General features: G+C 67.8%; 25 protein-coding genes. 15 read left to right on the top strand and 10 right to left on the bottom strand.

Translation table 11 applies throughout. The features are described 5' to 3' along the window. Window positions 1-124: 124 nt before the first annotated feature. Window positions 125-406 carry a hypothetical protein gene (locus tag OHU34_RS41375; protein WP_230196093.1) on the bottom strand — a complete coding sequence of 94 codons (282 nt, stop codon included), beginning with the start codon at window positions 404-406 and terminating at the stop codon, window positions 125-127. A 14-nt stretch (window positions 407-420) separates the two neighbouring features. Further along, entirely contained in the window at window positions 421-1,023 is a 603-nt protein-coding gene (locus OHU34_RS41370; RefSeq protein WP_200839993.1) for an ABATE domain-containing protein, read from the bottom strand. A gap of 82 nt (window positions 1,024-1,105) precedes the next feature. Here OHU34_RS41370 and OHU34_RS41365 point away from each other — a divergent pair, with 82 nt between their 5' ends. Both OHU34_RS41365 and OHU34_RS41360 read left to right on the top strand, forming a co-directional pair. Beyond that, window positions 1,106-1,900, top strand: a complete 795-nt coding sequence (locus tag OHU34_RS41365) for an MBL fold metallo-hydrolase (protein WP_405771520.1) — start codon at window positions 1,106-1,108, stop codon at window positions 1,898-1,900. A gap of 124 nt (window positions 1,901-2,024) precedes the next feature. Next, window positions 2,025-2,354, top strand: a complete 330-nt coding sequence (locus OHU34_RS41360; protein ID WP_405771517.1) for an STAS domain-containing protein — start codon at window positions 2,025-2,027, stop codon at window positions 2,352-2,354. A gap of 5 nt (window positions 2,355-2,359) precedes the next feature. On the opposite strand, the gene OHU34_RS41355 is transcribed toward OHU34_RS41360, so the two are convergent. Both OHU34_RS41355 and OHU34_RS41350 read right to left on the bottom strand, forming a co-directional pair. Then, complete coding sequence (locus tag OHU34_RS41355) at window positions 2,360-2,596, bottom strand: ANTAR domain-containing protein (RefSeq protein ID WP_230196090.1); 237 nt, start codon at window positions 2,594-2,596, stop codon at window positions 2,360-2,362. A 313-nt stretch (window positions 2,597-2,909) separates the two neighbouring features. Further along, complete coding sequence (locus OHU34_RS41350) at window positions 2,910-3,152, bottom strand: DUF6411 family protein (protein WP_405771513.1); 243 nt, start codon at window positions 3,150-3,152, stop codon at window positions 2,910-2,912. Between the two features lie 367 nt (window positions 3,153-3,519). Here OHU34_RS41350 and OHU34_RS41345 point away from each other — a divergent pair, with 367 nt between their 5' ends. After that, window positions 3,520-4,251, top strand: a complete 732-nt coding sequence (locus OHU34_RS41345) for a transposase family protein (RefSeq protein ID WP_405771510.1) — start codon at window positions 3,520-3,522, stop codon at window positions 4,249-4,251. Between the two features lie 77 nt (window positions 4,252-4,328). On the opposite strand, the gene OHU34_RS41340 is transcribed toward OHU34_RS41345, so the two are convergent. Further along, window positions 4,329-4,697, bottom strand: a complete 369-nt coding sequence (locus tag OHU34_RS41340) for a VOC family protein (protein ID WP_142268382.1) — start codon at window positions 4,695-4,697, stop codon at window positions 4,329-4,331. A 1,000-nt stretch (window positions 4,698-5,697) separates the two neighbouring features. Between OHU34_RS41340 and OHU34_RS41335 the strand changes: the two genes are divergently transcribed. The 8 genes from OHU34_RS41335 (at window position 5,698) to OHU34_RS41300 (ending at window position 13,528) form a co-directional block, all read left to right on the top strand. After that, window positions 5,698-5,901 carry a cold-shock protein gene (locus OHU34_RS41335; protein WP_023586116.1) on the top strand — a complete coding sequence of 68 codons (204 nt, stop codon included), beginning with the start codon at window positions 5,698-5,700 and terminating at the stop codon, window positions 5,899-5,901. A gap of 344 nt (window positions 5,902-6,245) precedes the next feature. After that, window positions 6,246-7,730: a DEAD/DEAH box helicase gene (locus OHU34_RS41330; RefSeq protein WP_405771507.1), complete on the top strand. Its 1,485-nt coding sequence runs from the start codon at window positions 6,246-6,248 to the stop codon at window positions 7,728-7,730. Between the two features lie 46 nt (window positions 7,731-7,776). Beyond that, window positions 7,777-8,181, top strand: coding sequence for a CBS domain-containing protein (locus tag OHU34_RS41325; protein ID WP_142268385.1), 405 nt, complete (start codon window positions 7,777-7,779; stop codon window positions 8,179-8,181). A 53-nt stretch (window positions 8,182-8,234) separates the two neighbouring features. After that, window positions 8,235-8,543, top strand: coding sequence for an SCO5918 family protein (locus OHU34_RS41320; protein WP_142268386.1), 309 nt, complete (start codon window positions 8,235-8,237; stop codon window positions 8,541-8,543). 1,450 nt (window positions 8,544-9,993) lie between these two features. Next, on the top strand, window positions 9,994-10,314 hold the full coding sequence (locus OHU34_RS41315) for a hypothetical protein (RefSeq protein WP_405771503.1): 321 nt from the start codon (window positions 9,994-9,996) through the stop codon (window positions 10,312-10,314). A 23-nt stretch (window positions 10,315-10,337) separates the two neighbouring features. Next, a complete protein-coding gene (locus OHU34_RS41310) occupies window positions 10,338-11,681 on the top strand; it encodes an NAD(P)/FAD-dependent oxidoreductase (RefSeq protein ID WP_405771500.1) in 1,344 nt (447 codons plus the stop codon). Between the two features lie 159 nt (window positions 11,682-11,840). Continuing rightward, window positions 11,841-13,193, top strand: a complete 1,353-nt coding sequence (locus OHU34_RS41305; RefSeq protein WP_142268389.1) for a cation:proton antiporter — start codon at window positions 11,841-11,843, stop codon at window positions 13,191-13,193. A 212-nt stretch (window positions 13,194-13,405) separates the two neighbouring features. Continuing rightward, on the top strand, window positions 13,406-13,528 hold the full coding sequence (locus OHU34_RS41300) for a hypothetical protein (RefSeq protein ID WP_268827202.1): 123 nt from the start codon (window positions 13,406-13,408) through the stop codon (window positions 13,526-13,528). Window positions 13,529-13,803: 275 nt separating this feature from the next. Here OHU34_RS41300 and OHU34_RS41295 read toward each other — a convergent pair whose 3' ends face one another. The 4 genes from OHU34_RS41295 to OHU34_RS41280 form a co-directional block, all read right to left on the bottom strand. Beyond that, window positions 13,804-14,544 (bottom strand): SDR family NAD(P)-dependent oxidoreductase, encoded by a 741-nt coding sequence (locus OHU34_RS41295; protein ID WP_405771496.1) that lies wholly within the window; start codon window positions 14,542-14,544, stop codon window positions 13,804-13,806. A gap of 224 nt (window positions 14,545-14,768) precedes the next feature. Then, window positions 14,769-15,473: a Clp protease N-terminal domain-containing protein gene (locus OHU34_RS41290; RefSeq protein ID WP_142268391.1), complete on the bottom strand. Its 705-nt coding sequence runs from the start codon at window positions 15,471-15,473 to the stop codon at window positions 14,769-14,771. Between the two features lie 187 nt (window positions 15,474-15,660). Further along, window positions 15,661-16,863, bottom strand: coding sequence for a cytochrome P450 (locus tag OHU34_RS41285; RefSeq protein WP_405771492.1), 1,203 nt, complete (start codon window positions 16,861-16,863; stop codon window positions 15,661-15,663). Next, window positions 16,860-17,537, bottom strand: coding sequence for a TcmI family type II polyketide cyclase (locus OHU34_RS41280; RefSeq protein WP_405771489.1), 678 nt, complete (start codon window positions 17,535-17,537; stop codon window positions 16,860-16,862). The genes OHU34_RS41285 and OHU34_RS41280 overlap by 4 nt, the downstream gene beginning before the upstream one ends. Before the next feature lie 254 nt (window positions 17,538-17,791). Between OHU34_RS41280 and OHU34_RS41275 the strand changes: the two genes are divergently transcribed. After that, window positions 17,792-18,739 (top strand): aromatase/cyclase, encoded by a 948-nt coding sequence (locus tag OHU34_RS41275; RefSeq protein ID WP_142268394.1) that lies wholly within the window; start codon window positions 17,792-17,794, stop codon window positions 18,737-18,739. A gap of 51 nt (window positions 18,740-18,790) precedes the next feature. Beyond that, window positions 18,791-19,795, top strand: a complete 1,005-nt coding sequence (locus OHU34_RS41270; RefSeq protein WP_142268395.1) for a methyltransferase — start codon at window positions 18,791-18,793, stop codon at window positions 19,793-19,795. Window positions 19,796-19,837: 42 nt separating this feature from the next. Here OHU34_RS41270 and OHU34_RS41265 read toward each other — a convergent pair whose 3' ends face one another. After that, a complete protein-coding gene (locus OHU34_RS41265; protein WP_142268396.1) occupies window positions 19,838-20,485 on the bottom strand; it encodes a TetR/AcrR family transcriptional regulator in 648 nt (215 codons plus the stop codon). Window positions 20,486-20,646: 161 nt separating this feature from the next. On the opposite strand from OHU34_RS41265, the gene OHU34_RS41260 reads away from it, so the two are divergent. Together OHU34_RS41260 and OHU34_RS41255 are read left to right on the top strand one after the other, a co-directional pair. Continuing rightward, complete coding sequence (locus tag OHU34_RS41260; RefSeq protein WP_405771484.1) at window positions 20,647-20,805, top strand: hypothetical protein; 159 nt, start codon at window positions 20,647-20,649, stop codon at window positions 20,803-20,805. A 64-nt stretch (window positions 20,806-20,869) separates the two neighbouring features. Then, a complete protein-coding gene (locus tag OHU34_RS41255; protein ID WP_405771481.1) occupies window positions 20,870-22,315 on the top strand; it encodes an FAD-dependent monooxygenase in 1,446 nt (481 codons plus the stop codon). The last annotated feature ends 75 nt before the right edge of the window (window positions 22,316-22,390 follow it).

The raw sequence follows: 22,390 nt of genomic DNA, 5'->3' as shown, positions 1-22,390 counted from the left end.
CTCGCTTCTGCGCAGTGCTCGCCGCCGTCAGGACGAGATGGTGCCACGCGCCGTCGGTGACTGTGCTCTGCGGTGCCCGCCGGGGTTGAGGCAGGGAGTTGCACGGTGCCGCCGCCGCTGAGTTTCACGGCCCGGTCGTCGCCCGCAGCGAACACACCGCTCTGGTCGGGCTGCGAGGCGGTGCCGGTGTCCGGGCGGAAGGTGGCGTTCCTGCCGGGGCCGCCGACCTCGCTGCCCAGCACGGTGCCTTCGTCATCTCGCCGAGGCGCCAGTAGGCGGCCGGGGCCTCGGCGAGTGCGACGCCGTCGTACTGGTCGCCGCGCCCGGCGACCCGTCTGCGGCGGGCCTGGATGTGCTGGTTGGGGGCGTCCGTCTGGCCCGCTGCCACCGGGACGTACTTCCCCACGCCCGAGGGCGTCGTCAGTCCGTCGCGGTGCGGCGGGCGTAGGCGCGGGCGGCGCGGGCGCGGTCGCCGCAGCGAGTGGAGCACCACTGGCGGCGGCCGTGCTTGAGCAGGAAGCGGTTGCAGGGCGGGGAGGCGCAGGCGGTCAGGCGGGCGGCGTCGGGAGAGGTGAGCAGGTCGGCGGCGTCGGCGGCGATGACCGCCAGGGCGTGCTCGACGATCGCGGTGGTGGGATGGGGTGTGGCGCGGTAGGGCCCGGTCTTCCCGTCCCACAGCAGCAGGGACATGGTGGGGACGCGGGTCATCGCGTCGTTGACCGCCGTGAGGGCTGCAGGCAGGGCGGGCAGGGCGGCGACGCGAGAGGCCAGGAGCGACCTGACCTGTTCGCGCAATGAGCGCAGCTGCGCCGCGCACATCTCCGCCAGGCCGGCGTCGGCCGGGGCGAGGTCGCGCCGCGCCAGCCACTGCTCGGCCTGCGCCGGGGTGCCCAGGAGGTCGGCCCTGTGCCCGCCGGGCAGTGCGACGGCACTGTTGGCCAGGGCCAGGGCGGGGTGCTCATCCTCGCCTGGTGCCGACGGCAGGGCGGCTTCTTCCATCACGAACTCTTCCATGGTTCTCATGGTACGGGTTGCGTCCATCCGTGAGATGCACCTACAGTCGACTCACGGTTAACACGCAATCTATCCGTGAGGAACTCGTTTCGTGTCTTCCCCTACCCTGCAGACCGCCCCGTTTCCCGTCCGCGTCTTCGGCGGCCCGACCGCCCTCTTCGAATACGGCGGCCTGCGCTTTCTCACCGACCCGACCTTCGACGGCCCCGGCGAACACCAGGCCCCGGCCGCCGTGCTGATCAAGACGGCGGCTGCCGACGGCAACCCGGCCGATCTCGGCCGCGTCGACGTGGTCCTGCTTTCCCACGACGAGCACGCCGACAACCTCGACACCTCCGGCCGGGCCCTGCTCGCCGACGTCCCGCTGACGCTCTCCACCCCCGGCGGTGGAGAGCGTCTCGGGGAGGCGGCCACCGGCCTCGCCGACTGGCAGTCGGTCGAGCTCGAGCGCCGGGACGGCGGGCCCGGCACGGTCACCGTGACCGGCGTGCCCGCCGTCCACGGCCCCGGCCCGCGCGAGGAGGTCGAGCCGATCACCGGCCAGGTCGTCGGGTTCGTCCTGACCGGCGAGGGCCTGCCCACCGTCTACGTCAGCGGCGACAATGCCTCGCTCGACGCGGTCAGGGACATCGCCGAGCGCTTCGCCCCGGTCGACACGGCCCTCCTCTTCGCCGGAGCGCCCCGCTTCACCGAAGTCTTCGACGGCAAGGTGCTCGTCCTGGACAGCGCCCAGGCCGCGCAGGCCGCGCAGATCCTCGACGCCGGCCGCGTGGTCCCCGTCCACTACGACAGCTGGGCCCACTTCACCGAGGGCCGCGACGAGCTCGTCGCCGCCTTCGCCGCCGCCGGTCTCACCGACCGCGTCGACTTCGGCGTACGCGGCTGACCCCACGCACGCTCGGCACATAGACCGGACACGGCTGGGCGCCGACCGACACAGACCCTCCCCGGCTGTCGGCCGGCGCCCGGCGCCTCCCTCACCTCCCGCACCGCCGAAGGACCGCACGACCATGACCAACCCGATCCGCGGCACCCGCCACGGCTCCGCCCCCGCCCCGCTGTCCGTACTGGACTCCGCCATGACCGGAACCGGCCAGACCGCCGCCGAGGCGCTGGCCGGCAGCATCGAACTCGTCCGGCTCGCCGGCCGGCGCGGCTTCACCCTCATGGACTCCAGCGGCATCAACGTCTTCATCCTCGCCCACCAGTCCGTCAGTGCCACCGGGGGCTGGCTGCGTCTCGCCGCCGCGCAGAAACCCGTCCTGCACGTCCTGCAACCGGTCGGCATCGACGCCTTCGTCACCTGCCACCCCACCCTGGAGCAGACCGTCGAACCCTGACCGCTCTACCGGGGCCGGCCCGGTGCACCGTCCTGACCGGGGCGGCGCTGCACGGCCTGGCACAGCTCACGCTCCACCGGCTCCGGCAGTGACTGCCCCAGTGCCCGGTCGACCACCATCTCGGCGACCGCGTGCAGCTTGATGCTGGTGTGCTGGGAGACCTCACGCAGCACCTCGAACCCCGCGGCCGGCGCAGTCCGGTGGAGCGCGATGAGGACCCCGAGGGCCTGGTCGACCGTCACGTGGGGAGCCGACCGCTTGCCGCAGTTGGGCGTTCTCCCGCTCTCGGCAGGCCATCGTGGCGTTGCGCGTGCCGTCGGGCAGGTGCCGCGGGACGCGGGAGGTCGTCATGACTGGTCTTCATACGGGCGCGAACATTTCCGGTACGCCCGCCCCAGACCGCAGCGGCGAGACACGCCCAGCGCGGTAAGAAGATCACACCCCAACGGACGAAGCGGCGCGCCAACCCGAAACGGGTGCGCCGCCGACATGTCATGCCGACAGGTCATCACCGGGCCGTCACCTGCTGCGGTCGGAACACGCAGCCACTGACCGTCAGAACGGCAGGCGTCGACGCGCACGGCGACCGGCGGAACCGCTGCGGCCCACGGCCCGCGAACTGGATTGGAAGGGCTTGCTCAGCAGGCGCCCCAGCAGACCGGGGGCCTTGGAACCTGCCTGGGACCCCAGGCCCAGGGTGCGCTGGGCGCCGTTCTGGGGGTGCCGGCTCAGTCGCGGGACGACGAAAGCGAGTATCGCGAGAACTACACAGAAGGCGATCACACCGACGATCATCATGGGGAAACTCCTGGGCGGTCTAGAAGGTTCACTGCGTGCCACAACACGAACATTGCTTTCTTGATGCCGACCGACTGCCCGTTTCGGCGCGGGACACTCCAGGGGAAGACACAGCCATGGCGCCCCGCGAGCCCGGAGCGCGATGTCGACGGTCCGCGTCCGACTGGTGTCCGACCTGGCCACCGTCGTCGCCGGGGGTCAACGAGTTGCTCCGGCCGCGGTACAGCGCCGCAGAGGTAGCCGGGCACCTGGAAGAGAGGTTCGCCGCGCTCACGGATGCCGGAGGCCCACGTGGTGACATTTGTCTGGCACCCGTAAGGAGGACGACTTACGACCTTTCCCGGCACTGTCACCCTCGTCGCCGACGGTGTGCCGGCACGTCCCGGCCGGTGCCGATTCAAGGGCCAGACGGAGCAGGACCGCTGACAGCGGATCCGCTACCCGGACCCGCGGGATCCGGAGTGGCCGCTGGACCCTGTCTTCGCCGAACAGGCTCGCCGTGCCCTTGCCCTGCCCTTCGAACTGCACCCCCAGTGGCAGGACGCGTGGCTTCCCGGATGACGTCAACGCCTCTCCGGCAGGGTCAGAAGGGCGCCCGACGCGCCCGGCCCGGCGGGGCGGCGAGGTCGTCCTGATCGACGGCACCCTCATCCCCACCCAGCGCCGCACCGGAGAGGCGAACCGCCCGAACCACGCCGGCAGGCATCGCCGCCACGGCTTGCACGTGATCGCGATGACCGACGAGCGGGGCCGTCCGGTGTGGATATCGGCCGCCCGGCCCGGCCGCGCGCACGACATCACCGCCGCCCGCCGCGACCAGATCCTGGCCCACCTGCGTGCTGCCGGCCTCGGCGCGCCGGCTGACCTGGGCTTCCTCGGCCTGGACGACGACGGGGACGATCCCGTGGTTGTCACCGGCTCCAAGAACACCCGCCGCCCGCAGGCTCGCATCCGCCGAGAAGGAGGCCAACCGGGTTCTGGCCGCCGGACGCGTCCCCTCGAACGCGGCTTCGCCCACCTGAAGAACTGGCGGATCCTCACCAAGCTCCGTACTGACCCGCCCGCGCCACCCACCTGTTTCGCGCGCTGCTCGTCCTGACGAACATCGAGGCCACTACCGACAATTGATCTCTACCGCAGGTAGCCCACGATCAGTACAAGCACCGCGGAACAGCGTCACCGGGCCGGGATGGGCTGAGTGAGGTTCAGCGGGTTGCCGTCGGGGTCTCGGATGTGGGCGACGCGCTGTCCCCACGGCATGTCGTTGGGGCCGCTGCTGACCGAGCCGCCCAGCGCCTCCACCCGGCCGAGCGTCTCGGCGACATCGTCGACACCGATGCTGAGCAGGATCCGCGACACCGCTCCGGCCGGCGCACTGTCCTTGGCCACCAGCCCAAGGTCCGTGTCACCGATGCACAAGCCGAGGTAGAAGGCCGGGCCTTCCGCCGGCACCCGAAAGATCTCCTCCGCGCCGAACAATTTCGTGTAGAAGCCGAGCAGAACGTCCTGGTCGGCAGTAATGATCACTGGCTGGATGGTGGACATGGCACTCCTGTCGAGAACGGTCGTGTCGCTGGGCAGACCGTTCGAGGACGGTGAACTCATCGGCAAACCGCCCCGCCAGTCGATCTACAACACAGACTGCCGCCCACGACTGGCACGAGCACCCCGAAACGGCGTCACACCACCCCGCTGACCAGCCACTTCAAGATGGCGCAGCTTCCCTGATCGGACGCCGAGGCGGGGCGGTCGGTGGCGAGGCAGGTGATCGATGCGATCGCCCGGACGTTTCGGACCGGGTCCCAGTGGGTGAACCTGTCGGCAGAGTATGGCTCGTGGATCACAGGCGCTTCGAGGACGCGGGAGGCACACCCGGCTCCGGGTCACCAGACGTGCCGAAGAACTGGGCGCCCCAGACGACCAACTTGTTTCGCAGACGGGCGAACTCGCTGGCCAGGTCCCAGACATCCTCACTGGAAACCATGGCGATCTCAGGACGGCTGAGCCCCTTCGTCTCTTTGACGGTTCACCATCTATCGACCTCGTCGTCGTACACCCATTAGGCGGTTCGGACTACTGGACTGCGCCGCACTGGCCGGCCTGACCAACGCGATGGCCACGACTACCTGTCGGCAGGGTGTCTGCATGGCGAGCACGCCTACTGCCGGTCGATGCCGGGCCGCAGGAGCAGAAGCGCCCCGGGCGGCGTGGACGTGGACGTGGAGAAGATCGGGAACGGAGGCAGTGTCGGGCACGCCGAGGAATAGATATCTGTTCCCGTGAGGTGAGAGTTTCACGGACCCTGCGGTGAGAGTTTTTGCCGCGATAAAACGACTGGCATGATGTAACGTGCGCAGGCTGTTCCGGCATGCTACTGTCGATCTCAGTTGCAGTTGTGGTTCCCAAAACTTCAAGTGCCCTCACTCGGATTCTGCGAGTGGGAGCGCTTTTGTATTTCCGGTCATTTCCGGGCGGGGTAATCATCGCGGCGACACGGTTTTCGCGCAGTGCGGATTCCGATGTACTGCCCCAAAGGAGATATGACATGGCTGCTGGCACCGTGAAGTGGTTCAACGCGGAAAAGGGCTTCGGCTTCATCGAGCAGGACGGTGGCGGCGCTGACGTGTTCGCCCACTACTCGAACATCGCCGCGCAGGGCTTCCGGGAGCTGCTCGAAGGTCAGAAGGTGACCTTCGACATCGCGCAGGGCCAGAAGGGCCCGACGGCCGAGAACATCGTTCCGGCCTGACGCTGACGCATCATCTGTAGCTGGGGCCCGCATCCCTCGGGGTGCGGGCCCCAGCTGCCCGCATTTCCCGCAGCGGTTTCACCTGCGGGACGGCTCGGAGGAATCCGCAGTCTCACCACGCGTTGCTCCTCCTTCAGAGATGCAGGCTCATCCTCAGGAGCTGCACCGCAGCCGACGCCCGGATCATACGTCCCCGTCGCGTCACTCGTTTCAGCACCTCTGCCACCGGATATTCCCGTCGGCCAGATCTGCTTTCTTTTGCCACCGGTTCATACTTGTAATTCTCCATGCCGCTCATCGCTGCGGGAATTCCTTGATATGTGCCACATCGAGGAAGGTTCCGCATGAACCGCACACGCACGAACGACCGCCCCGTCCGCGCCCGTAACGGAAGTGCCGACGCCGGAAGGGGCGACAACCGCTTCAGCTCGCGGGCACCGCGCCGTTCAGGCGGGCCCACCGGTTACGGCCGCCGGCCCGCCGCGGTGCAGGGTGAGTTCGCGCTCCCCGAAACGATCACCCCCGCGCTGCCCCCCGTTGAGAGCTTCGCCGATCTCGCCATGCCTGAACCCCTGCTGGCCGAACTCGGCAAGCAGGGTGTGGCCGCGCCGTTCCCGATCCAGGGAGCGACGCTGCCGAACTCCCTGGCGGGACGTGACGTCCTGGGCCGCGGGCGCACCGGTTCCGGCAAGACCCTCGCCTTCGGCCTCGCTCTGCTCGCCCGCACCGCCGGACAGCGTGCGGAGCCCCGCCAGCCGCTGGGATTGATCCTCGTACCGACGCGTGAGCTGGCGCAGCAGGTGACCGACGCGCTCACGCCGTACGCCCGTTCCGTCAAGCTGCGGGTGGCCACGGTGGTGGGCGGGATGTCGATCGGCCGGCAGGCCGGCGCGCTGCGCGGTGGGGCCGAGGTCGTCGTCGCGACGCCCGGACGGCTCAAGGACCTCATCGACCGTGGCGACTGCCGGCTGAACCACGTGGGCATCACGGTGTTGGACGAGGCCGACCAGATGGCTGACATGGGTTTCATGCCGCAGGTCACCGCGCTACTCGACCAGGTGCGCCCGGAGGGGCAGCGGATGCTGTTCTCCGCCACCCTGGACCGTAACGTCGACCTGCTGGTGCGCCGCTATCTGACCGACCCCGTCGTGCATTCCGTCGACCCGTCGGCCGGCGCGGTCACGACGATGGAGCACCACGTCCTGCACGTTCACGGCGCCGACAAGCACGCCGCCACGACCGAGATCGCCGCCCGAAACGGCCGCGTGATCATGTTCCTGGACACCAAGCACGCCGTCGATCGGCTGACCCAGGACCTGCTCAACAGCGGGGTACGGGCTGCCGCGCTGCACGGTGGCAAGTCGCAGCCGCAGCGCACCCGCACGCTGGGGCAGTTCAAGACGGGTCACATCACCGTGCTGGTGGCGACCAATGTCGCGGCGCGCGGCATCCACGTGGACAACCTCGACCTGGTCGTCAACGTCGATCCGCCGACCGACCACAAGGACTACCTCCACCGCGGTGGCCGTACCGCCCGCGCAGGGGAGTCCGGCAGTGTCGTCACCCTCGTCACACCGAACCAGCGCCGTGGCATGGTCCGGCTCATGTCGGACGCCGGGATCCGGCCGCAGACCACCCAGGTCCGCTCGGGTGACGAGGCCCTGAGCCGGATCACCGGTGCCCAAGCCCCGTCCGGCATCCCGGTCGTCATTACCGCACCGGTGGTCGAGCGCCCCAAGCGCAGCTCCACCTCGCGCGGCCGGCGCCGCCCCGCTTCGGCGAGCCGGCGCGCCCCCGTGCGCCAGTCCGTCCTCGGCGCGGCGGCCTAGAACCTTCGTGATCAGGAAGCTGGCCCATCTCTGCAGGAGGCACCTTTTGACGCTGGTTCAGATGCAGCCCTGCTCGCAGCCGGCCGACCCCGTGCACAGGACGGTGGCGGAGGTCATGGACGCGGCCGGCCCGCAGGTCTGTGACGACATGAGCGTCGAAGTGGCGCTGGCCGTCATGGCCGCCGCCCACACGGGCCGCCTGGTCGTCTGCGACCTGGACGGCCAGTGCACGGGCCTGGTTACCCGGACCGAACTCGCTGCCGTCCGCGACAGCTCGGACTACACGGACCGTGTCCGCCTGCGCGACATCCTCGGCGATCACGGCTCGTTCACCTCACCCGTGACCACAATGGCCGAAGCTGAGCACGCGATGCGCACCCGTCGGCTCGGTGTCCTGCCGGTGGTCGACGAGCAAGGCAGCGCCGTGGGCATCCTCGCCCTCTCCCGCTGAAACGTCTCACCCCTGGTCGGACCGTTCTCCCCTTCATCCCCCTGTGAGGTCACATGCGCTGCGTCATCGCCCGCTTCCCCTTCGAGCTCACCAAGGACGGCGTGCTGGAGTCGATGAAGGGCATCAAGCCCGAATCGGTCACCGGCGAATCCGTGACCATCGGCCGTCGTCACTATCCCGTCAAGCAGGTCGGCCAGGTCATCACCCGCCAGGACCGCCGTGACTTCAGCTCCGCCGAGGTTCTCCGGGCCATGGCTCAGCTCGGCTTCACCTGCCGCGCCCTTCCCAGGGCCGCACCTGTGGGCATCCTCGGCTCGCTGCAGCACGCCTCCGCGATGCTCGGCGCCCCTGTCACCGTCTGACCGGGTAAGCAGGCGCGAGCTGACGCATGACCAGCAGTGTGGGCCCGACCGTTACGCCGGTCGGGCCCACACTGCGTGCACAACGGGTTCCCGTCGCCGTCGCTCAGTGAGCTTCTTCGAGTTGGTCCCCCATCAGGTGACGTTCCACGAGGCGCAACGAGCGATGCATCCGATCAACAGCTCCCGTCCGGAGGCCTGATCGACGGCTGGGGGCACGTGCTGCAACAAAGTTCACCTCTGTGCGCTTCCATGCGCCCGCGCAGATCGGACACGGATGCAAGACAGTGGTGCTGGGCACTCGCAGGGGTGACGCCGATGGCGGCCGGGGGCGACCATGGCGACATGGCCGGCATGCACGTGGGGACTACCAGGGGCCGTGCTAGTGGAGATGCGCGGTCTGTGGATCGCGCTCCATCCGTTTCGGGCCCCGAAACGGCCCTGACGCGATGGCAGAAGCCGCGCTCAGTTGGCGGGCTATGCCATCGCGGTGGCCTGCCGGTTCGGTATGGCGGCCGGGCCCCTCCGGCAGCCCGCACCCCGTGCACGGCGCCGACTGCCGCCCCCTCACAGCCGCCTCCTCCCGCTCACGGCGCCGCGCCACGGCCGCGCCGTTCCTCGACCACGACGGCCGCTCGATCGTGTCGGACCTGGGCTCGGTCTGCTTGCATCACGATGTGCCGACGCAGCCGCTGCTCCGAGACGGCTCACAGCTCGGCACCCTCATTTGCACTGTGCGCGATGTGACGTAAGAGCGGCGTCCTGTACATCAAGGCCCTGGAGCAGCACGTGAGTTCCACACCTCCTCCCACGCAACCGCAGCCGCAGCCGCCGTCGCCGAGTCGGCGCGGTCGGGCCCGATCCTGAGGCAGCGCACCGCCATCATCTTCCTGGAGGCGGGCTTCATCGGAGAGATGATCGGCTCCTTGACATTCCTCAGCAGCGCATCGGCCACCGGCTCTGTGCTCGCCGCACTGCTCAGCGCGGGAGGCAGTGTTCCCGTTCTGCTCACTCTCATCGGCTGACTTCGCCGCGGACTGCGACCGCGTGGCCCCGGCGGGCCGCGCGGGCCGGCCGGAACGCCAAGTGCGCGAGGCTGGCCCCGCGTGACAGACACGCGGGCGGTCCACTGTCTGTACGGCGGATGCTCCGGTTGACGGCGGATGCTCCGGTTGCCGACGGCTGTTCAGGTACTGGCGGAAGCGCAAAGCCGACCACGCCCTGAGTACCAGTCTGGTGGCGTCGCTTTATGTGACCCTCTGCTGTTCAACGCGGTCGACCACTACACGTGGCACCGTGTCGCGATCCGGCTCCGCCGGGAAACACGGCAGCCGGCTCGGAGAAACGGTACGACGCAAACGTCGTCACCGCGTCCCGGGTCGACCGCACAAGGACAGCCGCGCTCGACCCGATCCCGATCGGCTCCCGACGACGGGACCGCAAGGTGAGATCCATGAGCGACACCAGCGCGGACATCCTGCCGAGCCACCCTCTGCGGCGCTCGCGTCCTGATGCGATCCCGGACGACTGTCGGCCGCTTCAGGCGTGGAGCATCGGGCATGGACGTGCAGGTCGGGGACGCCCTGATCCGAGCGGTGACGGCGTGGCGCTCCCGCTGGTGCTCGCGAACCGAGACAGCAGCGTGTGCCCGCACGCTGACGAGATGCGCCTGGTGCGCGACGGCCCGGCACATCGCCATCGGCCGCGGGCCGCTTTTGCGGCTGGCTCACCGCTCATCGCCATGCACCTGGAGATCGTCCACCTGACGCTCTAGGCAGGCTCCCCCTGCGGCTCGCCGTGGACGAGAAGGGCCTTGAGTCACACCACTCGCCGCAGGAAATCGGCTTGGCGGAGCTGTCGCCGTCCATCGAGAAAGGGTTTCGCATGTCCGACATCCGGGATTACGACGTCGTGGTGGTCGGTGGCGGGCCGGCGGGTTCGACCACCGCCGCCCTGCTGGCCAAGAACGGCCGGAACGTCATGCTGCTGGAGCGGGAGAAGTTTCCCCGCTATCACATCGGCGAGTCGATGATCACCGGGGTGATCCCGGCGATGGAGGAGCTCGGCGTGACCGACGAGCTGGACAAGCGCTTCCAGCCGAAGTACGGGATCAGCCTGGTGTGGGGCCTCGACTCGGAGCCGTGGCGTGCCTCGTTCGATCAGACAGGCCGGTACGACCACTCGTGGCACGTGGTCCGCAGCGAGTTCGACGAGTTGTTGCTGAACACCGCGCGAGGATTCGGCGTGCATGTCGAGGAGCAGGCCCACGTCACCGCGGTGCTTTCCGACGAGAACGGCACGGTCACCGGTGTGACGTACCGCCGGGGTGGCGAGACGTATCACGTCACCTCCCGTTTCGTCGTGGACGCGTCTGGTCAGGCCCGGGCCATCTCGCGAAAGCTGACCGAAGTGTCCTGGCAGGAGGACCTGCGTAACGTCGCCATATGGAACTACTTCACGCCGTACGTTCCGCTTTCCGACGGCCGACAGGGCGGCGACATCCTGGTGGAGTCGGTCAAGACCGGAGGTTGGATCTGGGGCATTCCGGTGGCCGGGGACAAGCTGAGTCTGGGCCACGTGCTCCCAGCCACACTGGTGGCAGAGGCCGCAGCCCAGGGCCTTTCGCACCAGGGGCTCTTCGACCGAGCGGTGGAGAACAGCGAGGTCGCCAAGACCATGATCGCCAACGGCGCTCCGGTCGACAAACTGCGCACCGCCCGTGACTGGTCGCACGTGTGCATGAGTTTTCACGGTCCGGGTTGGCTGTCGGTGGGCGACGCTGCCGGATTCATCGACCCACTCTTTTCGCAGGGCGTGTGGCTGGGCACCTCGGGTGCTTGGATGGCCGCCCGCGCCCTGGAGGCCGCGCTGAAGAACCCGGCCGACACCGAGCGTGCACTGGACCGATACGAACTGGTCTACCGCGTGCTGTACGACGAGTTCCTGTCGTTCATCCGGTTCTTCTACGACCCGAACAAGCTTCGCGAGATCTACTTGGAGCGGGCGCAGCAGGACGTCTGGCATCCGGACGGCAACCTGAAGGTCGGCTTCATCACGCTGATCTCCGGCATCAAGGCTCTCCCGAACATCACCGGCTTCGACCCGCTCGGCACCGACCTCCCCAAGACCGTCCGGATGTGAGTCCTCGGCGCTCGGCCACGGGCCGGCCCGGCGACGGCGACCGCCAGGTGCGCCCGCGCGGCCGAGCATGACCGGAGTGATCGGGAACCATCGGGAGATTCCCGCCGTGCAAGGACCGCCGATCGTGCTGCGTCAGCCGATCTGATCGGGAGACACGCCTTGACCACTCAACAGATCTCAGCCATGTTGTTTGCCCTGGCCATCATCTCGCTGTTCTCCTTCGCGGCCGGGGCGCTCGCCCGCCGCTTCGGGCAACCGTCGGTCATCGGCGAGGTGCTCCTCGGGGTCCTGGTCGGCCCTACGCTCTTTCACGGCGTCATCTCGAACGCCATCTTCCCGACGGACATCCTGCCCTTCCTCACCGCCTTGGCGAACGTCGGCGTGGCCCTGTTCATGTTCACCGTCGGGGCGGATCTGGATGCGGGTGTGTTGCGTGGACGCAAGATGGTGGCCGGCACCGTCGCTTCCGGCTCGATCGTTCTTCCGTTCGGGCTGGGCTGCGCGCTGGCCAGCTATCTCGTCGCCGACCACCAGACCGGCAACAAGACGGGGTTCGTCCTCTTCATGGGTGCCGCCATGTCGGTGACAGCCTTCCCTGTCCTGGCCCGCATCCTCACCGATCGGGGCATGAGCCGCACCTGGCTCGGCAACGTCGCACTGGCCTGCGCGGCCATCGATGACGTCCTGGCCTGGAGTCTGCTCGCCGTCGTGGTGGTGATCTGCGGGGCGAGCACCGGATCCCAATGGCTACTGCTGCTCTTCATTCCCTATCTTCTGCTCATGTTCACCGTGGTGCGGCCCGTCCTCCGGCGTCTGATGGCGGAGCGCCGTGTCCTCGGCTCCCCGCCGCCGGCACTGGTCATCACGCTGGTGGGCCTCCTGCTCTCGGCCGCCTTTACGGAATGGATCGGGCTGCACTTCATCTTCGGGGCGTTTCTCTTCGGCGCGGTCATGCCGCGGGGCGCGACGCAGAAGCTGCGGACGACCACCACCGCCGAAGGCGTTACCGAGGGCATCGCAGACAAGATCTCCTACCTGAACGGCATTTTGCTGCTCCCGATCTTCTTCATCGTGGCGGGGCTCAAGGTGGACCTGTCGGGCATGAGTGGCAACGACCTTCTCGATCTCGCCCTTATCCTGGCCGCTGCGGTCGGTGGCAAATTCCTCGGTGCCTTCATCACAGCCCGCCTCAGCGGCATCGCCCGCCGCCCAGCGACCGCGCTGTCTCTCCTCTTGAACACCCGCGGGCTGACCGAACTCATCATCCTGACGGTCGGCCTGCAACTCGGCATCCTGGACGGACAGCTCTACTCGTCCATGGTGGTGATGGCCCTCGTGACGACGGCGATGGCGGGACCACTCCTCCAGTTGCTCTATCCGGTGCACGCCGCGGGGACCGAGGGCGAGATCGGGCAGGACGGTGCACCGGTTGCTCCCGCGTCGCCTGAGCGAGAAAAGACCGAGGACTCGGCTGAGCGCGCTTCCAGAAGTTCCGCGCGCAACAGGAGTTGAGACCGTCTGGGCCGCACCAGTAGCTGGGGCGGCCACAGACCAGTCGCCGCACGCTGTATCGGCGGGTGCGGCTGGTGCCCGTGTGGCGGCGCCCGAAGCCAGTCGCCTCCGGTGATCCGGCCCGGGCTGCGGTGGTGGCCGCGATCGCCGAACGGCTGCGCAGTGCACGGTGACGGTGGTGTTCCGCACGCCGGCTGCTGCCGACCGGGGCGGTGGCATGGGCCGCCGACGAGACCCACCTGCGCCTACTGCCGCACGTCCGCTCCAGTTGGACGCTGCACCTGTGGTACGGCACCCTCTACAGCCCGCACGACAGCCCCATCGAACGCGTCTGAGCCGCACTCCTGCCCAACAGCAGGCACCTCGCCGTGCGGCCTACGCTGCGGGCGAAGGTGCTCGCTGTGACGTCGACCGCGCAGTGCGGCCGACGCCTTGGCGGGCATCGCCCGATGTCAGCGACGCCACGGCCGGTTCAACGGGCCTCGTCGTCGCCAAGAAGTGAAACCCAGGCACCGCAACCCCTCGCGCGCAACCGCGACACCCACTCGCCTCGAGCCCTACGAACGGGGCTCACTTTCAGGTCGAAGCACAATCCATCTCGTCACGAGGGTCACGAGATCGACATCCCGCCGTCGATGCACAGCACCTGCCCGGTCATGTAGTCGGCGTCCAGCAGCAGTTCGATGCCGCGGGCCACCTCGCCGGGCGTGCCCATGCGTCCGAAGGCGGTACGGGCCACGAGCGCTGCGCTGATCTGGGCCGGCACCTGCTCGGTAAGCGTGGAGGCCATGAGCCCGGGTGACAGCGCGTTGACCGTCACCTTGTACCGCCCGCATTCCAGGGCCAGGCTCCTCGTCATCCCCATCACGCCGGCCTTGGCCGCCGAGTACGCCGTCTGGCCCCGGCTGCCGATGAGACCGGCGGGTGAGACGACGTTGATGATGCGCCCCCAGCGGGCCCGCACCATGTCCGGGAGCACCGCGCGGCAGGTGTGGAAGGTGCCGATCAGATTGACGTTGATGGTCTGTGTCCAGTCGTCGACGGACTGGGTGGCCATGAGTCCGTCGCGGCGGATCGCCCCCGCGTTGACGAGCACGCTGATGTCGCCCAGTTCGGCGCGCACCCGGTCCACCATGGACCGGGTGGCAGCCCAGTCGGCGACGTCGGCCTGCACGACGACACTGGACTCGCTGAGTTCGGCCGCGACCTTACGGGCCCGATCCTCACCGGTGGTGCAGTGCAAGGCCAGCCGGTAGCCACGGTGGTCGAGAACGCGTGCCACGGCGGCGCCGAGCGCCCCCGAGGCGCCGGTGACGAGGGCGACGGGGCCGTCGGTGCCCGGCGACGCCATCAGACCCGCGCTCCCGGCGTCTGGCGCCGGTCGTCCGCGTTCCGCTCCGGGGCAACGCACTCGACAGTCATAGCAACTCTCCCAATTTGCGGGGTACGGGAAGGCCGTGACTCGACTCGGTCCGTGAGGCCGGGCCGACATCGAACGGGGGGGCACCGCGAACCTCCTGGCGCGGCGTAGGACTTCACCTCGTCCACCTCGTCAGGAGGTTCTGCGCGGCTCCGCTACCGGCTGACGAGCGGTTCCCCGTCGGCGTCCGTGACGAACCGTTCGGCCGTCTCCGCGTCGACCTCGAGCGAGTGCAGCAGCCCGGCGCCGTTCTCCTCCTCCAGCAGTCCCAGCAGAACGTGGCCGGTGCCGACACCATCGTCTTCGAGCAGCAGAGCCGCCCGGAACGTCAGTTCGAGCGCCTTCTTCGCGCGGGCACCATACGGAATCATCACCGGATTGGCGTCGCTGCGCGCCGGCAGGGCCGCCACTGCCATGTCTCGCGCCCGGTCGAGGTCGACACTCTGTGCCCGCAGCGCGGCGACCGCGGTGGCCTCGGCGCCGAGCAGGCCCAGGACGAGATGCGCGGGCGTGATCTCTGCGTTGCCTGCCTGCTTGGCCTCGTTCATGGCCGCGACGATCGCATTGTGTGCGGGCTGGGTGAGCTTGTCGAAAGCGGGCCTCGGGGCGGCGGTCGGCTTGCCGACGAACCGCTTCTGCACAGCTTGCTTGGTGACGCCCATCCTGCGGCCGATGTCGGTCCAGGACGCCCCGGAGTGACGCGCCCTGTCGACGAAGTGACCGATGAGGTGGTCGGCGACCTCTCCGATGCGGTCGGCCATCGTCACGGCTTCGGTCAGTTGGTCGAGGGCGTCAGTGTTGCTCTCGGTAATCGCCGTGATCAGGTCGTCGAGCCTGACTGGTGGAGTAGTCTGAGTCATATCGTCAACCTTAGGTTGTCGATCCATGGGTCGTCAAGCAAGGGTTGACGGTCCGCCGCCTTCGCCACGCCCGAATCGCTCGATCCTGCCGTCGCGGTCGGCATGAGGCGGCACCGCCCGGTCCACATCGAACACCTGCCCAAGGCTGCCGCGCCCGCCGCCGTGGCGCGGACGACGGCCGGCACACCTACCAGGTAACCGGCATTTCGGCCGGCCCGAACGCCTGGATCGAGTGGTATTTGTAGGTCAGCTCCGTCTCGGGGACGGCCAGCCTGAGCGCGGGAGCCCGCTCGAACAGTGTCGTGTAGACGATCTTCAGTAGTTCCGGTACCAAGCGATCCGCCGGGCATCGGTGCGGCCCATGACCGAACGCCATGTGCCTGGGGGCCTTTTCCCGCTGGAGATTGAGCTCATTGGGAAAAGGGCACGTCGCCGGGTCGCGGTTGACGGGCATCGTCGGCACTGTCATGCCATCACCGGCCTTGACCAACGTGTCACCGATCCGCACGTCTTCCATAGCCAGCCGCATGGGGGTTCCGTCGGTGATGGAGAAGTACCGGAGCATCTCCTCCACCGCGATGGTCAGCCGGTCGGGCTGGGCGAGCAGCACCGCCCGCTCCTCCGGACGGTTCAGCAGAGTGAGCACGCCCAGCGAGATCATCGTGCCCGAGGTGATGTGAGTGCCCTGGGCGTTCGACATCATCAGGGGCGCCAACTTGAACCAGTCGACCTCGCCGTGCTCTTCGCGTTCGTGCAGGATCAGGTGGCTCATGAAGTCGTCGCCGAGGTTATCGGCCTTCTCTTTCAGGACTTCTACTGCGTGGCCGTTCAGAACTGCGGCCGCCGCCTTCTCCTCTTCCTCCTCCTTGGAGAGCATCAGGGCCCAGACGTTGTCACGTATCTTCTGCAATTCGGCCGCAGGAACGCCGATGAACATCTCCTGCAACAGCCAGCCGATCGGGTACGACAGTTCCGTCACCAGGTCGACCGGTTTCTCCGACAGACTCAGCATCGCGTCGATCTGCTCGTTCACGGCGACCTGCAGGCGTGGCAGCAGTCTGGCCAGCGCTGCCGGGGTGAACTCCTGCATGACCAATTTCTTCCGCGCCATGTGTTCCGGGCCGTCCAGGTTGATCATGAACGGGGCGCAGTACTTGATTTTGTCCATCCCGGTCGGTGTCAACCTGGGAAATGCGTCGTTGGTCTTGTCCGAGCTGAACCGCGGGTCGGAGAGTACGAACCGGGCATACTCGGGCCGCACCACCATCCATGCCAACTTGCCGGTGGGTAGTGTCACGCGGCCTATGCCGCGCTCCCGCAGCGTTTCGTACTCGGCCGGCAGCACGCCGGGCTGCTGTCGCCGAATGGGGAAGGTCGGTAGCTCGGTCATGCTGACACCTCTGCAGCCCAGTGATAGAAACGGGTGGCCAGCGAATGGCCGTCCGGGTCGTACGGCGGAATGATTTGTGTCAGGTCGTCGACAAGCTGGAGGAAGCGGGGGTCGCCGTCCGCCCATACCTTGCTGATCGACTTGCTGGGGTCGGCGTCGGCGAAGTCCTGGATGTGCAGGTAGATTCCACGCCAGAGATAGATCTGGCGGCGCAGCGTACCCATGCTCTGCGGGATATCGGTCGCATCCGATTCCGCGAACAGCCGCGACGTCTCGGGGATGTGCTCCTGCCGCTGGGTGTTCACGATCACCGCGCTGTACGTCTGCTCCAGGTTCTCCAGCCGTTCGGCCGGCCACAGGTAGAAACGCTCGGCCGCCGGCTGGTCGATCGGGCCGTCCCAGCCCTCCGCTGCGGTGTACTCGCCGAAGTAGGCCGCGAGGCGTTCGTTCAGATGTATGCACCGGGGGTCGGTGGTCGTCATCCGGTAAGCCTCGGCCGCGTCCGCGACGTCCCAGTCCTGCATGTGCACGTAGAGATCGCTGTAGTTGAAGACCTGCCTGCGGCGCAGCTGGGGTAGCTGGGACGCAGCCTCGCCGTCGAACTCCCGAAGGATCTTCGTGACATCCGCGATGTCAGCACTGTCGAACGTGCCGACGGTGACCGTACTCGGCATATGCCTCTCCTTACGGTTGGCGGTCGGGAACTGTGCCGCGCCACGGACGGAGCTCGCGGGGTTTGGTTCGGGGCCGCACCCCGAGGCTGCGCTCTCCCCTTCGACGTCGGATCGACGACGAATAGATGACCGGCCGACGCCGTGGGCGACCACATGTGGCGGACTCGACGGGTCCTCGAATCGAGGTCGAACGAGGACGGACATGGTCGACTTCGATGGTTCGGAGCACTACGACGCTTGTGAGGTGTCTGGTTGTGTCGAGTACGCAGCAGAAAGTTGATCACAGCGTAGACGTCGACGCCGACTACGAGACGGTGTTCGACCTGGTTGCGGATGTCGCGCGCTGGCCACAGTTCCGCTTGTCCTCCGTGCACGCGGAAGTTCTGCACAGCAACGAGAAAGGCGACCTGGTCCAGCACTGGTCGCTGGTCGGTGACTCTGCCGTCCGCACTTGGCGAACCGTCCGCCGCACCGACCGACCGGGACACCGCATCACCTTCGCGGACCTGGACGTCGATCCGCCGGCCACCAAGATCCGCGCCGAATGGGTGTTCACCGAACTGGCACCTCACCGGACCCGGATCGAGTTGAGCCACGTCATCGAGGCGCCGAGTGACGCCGACGCCGACCTCGGCCCACTACTGGACAGGATCGACCTGGAAAGCAAGGAACAGCTCGACACGCTGCGCGACACGGCGGAACGACGTGCCGAACTGGACGACCTCGTCGTGTCCTTCACCGACTCGCTGTTCGTCGCGGGTTCGATCGAGGACGCCTACGACTATCTCTACCGGGCGGACCTGTGGCCCGAGCGCATACCGCACGTGGTGGGACTCGCCTTGACCGAGGACGTGTCGAACATCCAGTTCTTCGACATGGACACCCAAGGCCCCGACGGCAGTACGCACTCCGTCCGTTCGGTGCGGATCTGCCTGCCGTCCAACCTGATCGTCTACAAGCAGATCTCATTGCCCCCGATGTTGGACGCGCACACCGGCCACTGGCGGTTCACCGAGACGCGGGAAGGCGTCATTGCCGAGTCCCGGCACACCAGCACGATCAAGCGCTCAGCGCTGTCACTGCTCGGCGGCGCGTCAACGATCGATGAGGCGCGCCGGTTTCTGCGGCGTTTGCTGAGTGGTCACAGCATGATCAACCTTCGCCTTGCCAAGACATTCGCGGAGGAGCGCGCCGGCTTCTGAGCCGGGCACGCATCGTCGGGCGAACAGGAAATCGTCGAGTCAGGAGGAGCTATGGCCGAGGTGAAGACCGCCAGGGGCGGGGGAATATGGGCAGCTGCCGATCTGCTGACGCCGATGGCCATTCGAGTGGCTGCGACGTTGCGGTTGGCCGACCACATCGCCGCGGGCACCCGGACGACCGAAGCGCTGGCCGAGGCTGTGCACGCCGACCAGGACGTACTGGGACGGCTGATGGACCATTTGGTGATCGCCGGGGTGTTGTCGAGCACGGGGGCCGCCGAATACGACCTGACGGCCATGGGGCGCTACCTGTGTGACGGGGAGCCCGAAGGAATGCGATCGGTGCTCGACATCGAGGGTGCCATCGGGCACGCCGAGCTGAGCCTCGTCCATCTGTTGCACACGGTTCGCACGGGCGAGTCGGCGTTCCCGCAGCAGTACGGCCTGTCGTTCTGGGACGACCTGTCTGCCAACGACGAGCGTGCCGAGTCGTTCGACGCGTTGATGGGCGCTCGGCTGAAGGCACACGCATCCGCCGTGGCCGAGGCATATCCCTGGGGAAGACTGCGTCACATCGTCGATGTCGGCGGTGGCGACGGCAGCATGCTGATCGCCATCCTCCAGACCCACGACGATCTGCGGGGGACGGTCGTCGACCTGTCCGGCCCTGTGCGTCGCGCCGGAAAGGCGATTGCCGCGGCCGGTCTCGACCACCGGGCCGGCGCCGTGGTCGGCAGCTTCTTCGACGAGCTCCCGGCCGGAGCGGACGCCTATCTGCTGTCGAGCATCCTGCACAACTGGGACGACGCGGCGGCCGCTCGCATCATGCGGCGCTGCGCTGACGCGGCGTCGACGACGGGACGTGTGCTCGTCGTCGACTACTTCACGGACCAGAGCGTCATGACCGAAGGTGACCTCCGCATGCTCTGTTACTTCGGAGGCAGGCAGCACACCCTGGAGCAGCTCGGCGAACTGGCCGGATCCACCGGCTTCGAGGTCACCTCGATCATGCCGGCCGGTCGTCTGTCCGTCGTCGAACTGCGCGCGTCCCACTGAGGGAAGGGCACTCACGTCGAAGGCGATCTGATGTCGGTGCGGCTACTCGACCGGGCGCGGCCCGTCGTTCTCGGTGTTCGCCAGGAACCGGGCCTCGATTCCATCCAGGATGGTCGTCAGGCCGTTCTGGAACCGTTCGTCACCGTCGCCGATCTCGGACGCCCGGATCATCCTGCTCAGATACGGAAACTCACCGGTCGCGAGCATGGACATCAAATACGGCTGCATGTGCCGCCGCCAGGTATCACGATCGACGCCGGACCGCTGAGCCACCGCCCGCTCGGTCAGCTCGGCCTGCACGATACCGCTGACCCAGGAGTGAATCAGGTCGAGTACGGCCAGTGTTTCCTCCATGTCGAGATCGCAGCCGGCAAGCAGGGCGAGATCGCGTTCCATGCCACGCAGGAAGTTGGGGCCCATGACCGGGCGGGTGCTGAGCAGCGGAGCGAGCCAGGGGTGCCGCAGAAAGATCTGCCTGCGGCGGCGTGCCAAGGTCGTCAGGTCGGCGCGGACATCGCCGGTCGGCTCCTGCTGCTCGAAGCCGGTCGCCTGGTCGATCATCACCGCGTACAGGTCTTCCTTGGTGGGCAGGTACCGGTACAGGGTCATCGCGGCGGTGCCCAGTCTCTTGGCGATGTTCCGCACCGACGCGGCTTCGATGCCTTCGGCGTCCGCGATCTCGATCGCCACCTCGGCAATCTCCTCGCGACTGTGCTGCGGAGCCGGACCTCGCGTGGATTTCTCCGCTCGCATCCAGATGATGGGTTTCGGTTTCGGCACGACAACCATCGTACGCGCGTAGACCTTCCGGTCGCGTACGCCGCCCGCAGTGGGATGTGGTGCCGACCGTCATGCAGACCGTGGGCGAACTCGACGCGTCCGGCGCCGTGATCGGCGATATCGATATGCGCGGGCCGAGCCTCGATGACGTCTTCCTGCCGCAGATCGGATCGAACAAGGGAGGACGACGATGGACGGACCAACGATGCTGGACGAACTTGCACAAGTGACGGACCTGAACGGCCACGGTGCACGCGCGACGGGACTGCCGTTCCCGGTTTCGGAGGGACAGTCATGCGGGTGGTGATCACCGGGGGCGGCACCGTCGGGCTGTGCACCGCCGTCTTGCTTGCCCGCCACGGGGTTTCGGTCCAGGTGCTGGAACGCAGGGAGCAGGTCAACGACCACCCGAGGGCGTTCGGCATCACCGACAGGTCGGCGGAGATCCTGCGCGAAGCCGGCATCGAGATCGAGACGGAGGACCGCGCCAGGGGCTTGATGACGGGGTCGAGCTTGGCCGAACTGAGCACCGTCACCTCCAGGTTCGAACCACCGGAGATCGGTCCGGCCAAGCTGGGCAGCTGCCCGCAGGACCGGGTCGACCGGGCCGCGCTGGCACGGCTGCGGGAGCTGGGCGGCAAGGTGGACTTCGACAGTGAGGTGGTCGCGGTCGCTGACGGCATCGTCACGACAGCGGATGGCAGGACCGTTACCGGGGATTACGTGATCGCCGCCGACGGCGGTCGCAGCAGGACCCGGGAACTCCTCGGCATCAGCGTGACCGGCCCGGGACGAATTGGCACCAACCACATGCTCAACGTGTTGTTCCGCGCCGAACTGCCGACCCCGCCCTTGTCCATGACGTTCCTGCGCAACGACCGGGTGTCCGGGACCCTGCTGAAGGTCGACGCGGAGCGCTGGGTCTTCCACATACCGAACGGCGATCCCGACGCACCCACCGAGCAGATCCAGCAGAAGATCAGGGACGCCACCGGGGTCACCGACATCGAGCCGGAGATCATCAGCCTGTTGCCCTGGGCGCCGAGGGCACTGGTGGCCGACAGGTTCAGGCAGGGAAACGTCTTCCTCGTCGGCGACGCGGCACACGTGGTGCCGCCGGTCGGCGGTCAAGGACTGAACATGGGCATCGCTGACGCCCACAACCTGGCGTGGAAACTGGTCACTGGTGGTGACGCCCTGCTCGACACCTACGAGGTTGAGCGCCGGGCGGTCGCGCTGTTCACCATGGAACAGATCGTGATCCGCACCCACAACCGTGAACTGCACTGGGACCACGATCCGAGCCGGGCCGCCGACCGCGCGGCCGTCGGCATGGCGGGCATCATGATCCCCGTGATCGGGTACCGGTACGAATCGCGCGCGGTGGTCGACCCGGAACCGTTGTCGGACATGGAAAATCTCAGGCTGGATGGCGCACCGGGGAGCCGCCTGCCGCATCGGTGGCTTCCGGATGGACGGTCCACCGTAGACCTTGTGGATGGCTTCACGCTGATCACCGGGACCGCGGCCGGCCACTGGCTGGATGCCGCGCGGGAGCTGGGGATCACGGCCCACGCAGTCGAGGGGTGGGCCGAGGCCGCCAACATCAAGGAGGACGGCGCTGTGCTCGTCCGTCCCGACGGCTTCGTCGGCTTCCGTGCGGTCACCACGCAAGATGCCGTGGCGAACAGCGAACAGCGGCTGCGGGACGCTCTCGACCGGATCCTGTGCCGCCGGTAGCAGAGTCGACGGCTGTGGCCGGATAGCGAAAGCGGTCGCCGCGAGCCCCTCGGTCGAACCGGACACGAACTCGCC

This window comes from Streptomyces sp. NBC_00080, from assembly GCF_045041255.1.
Taxonomy (GTDB): Bacteria; Actinomycetota; Actinomycetes; order Streptomycetales; family Streptomycetaceae; genus Streptomyces; species Streptomyces coriariae.
The sequence above is the reverse complement of the archived record's forward strand: the minus strand, read 5'-3'. Positions and strand labels throughout refer to the sequence as shown.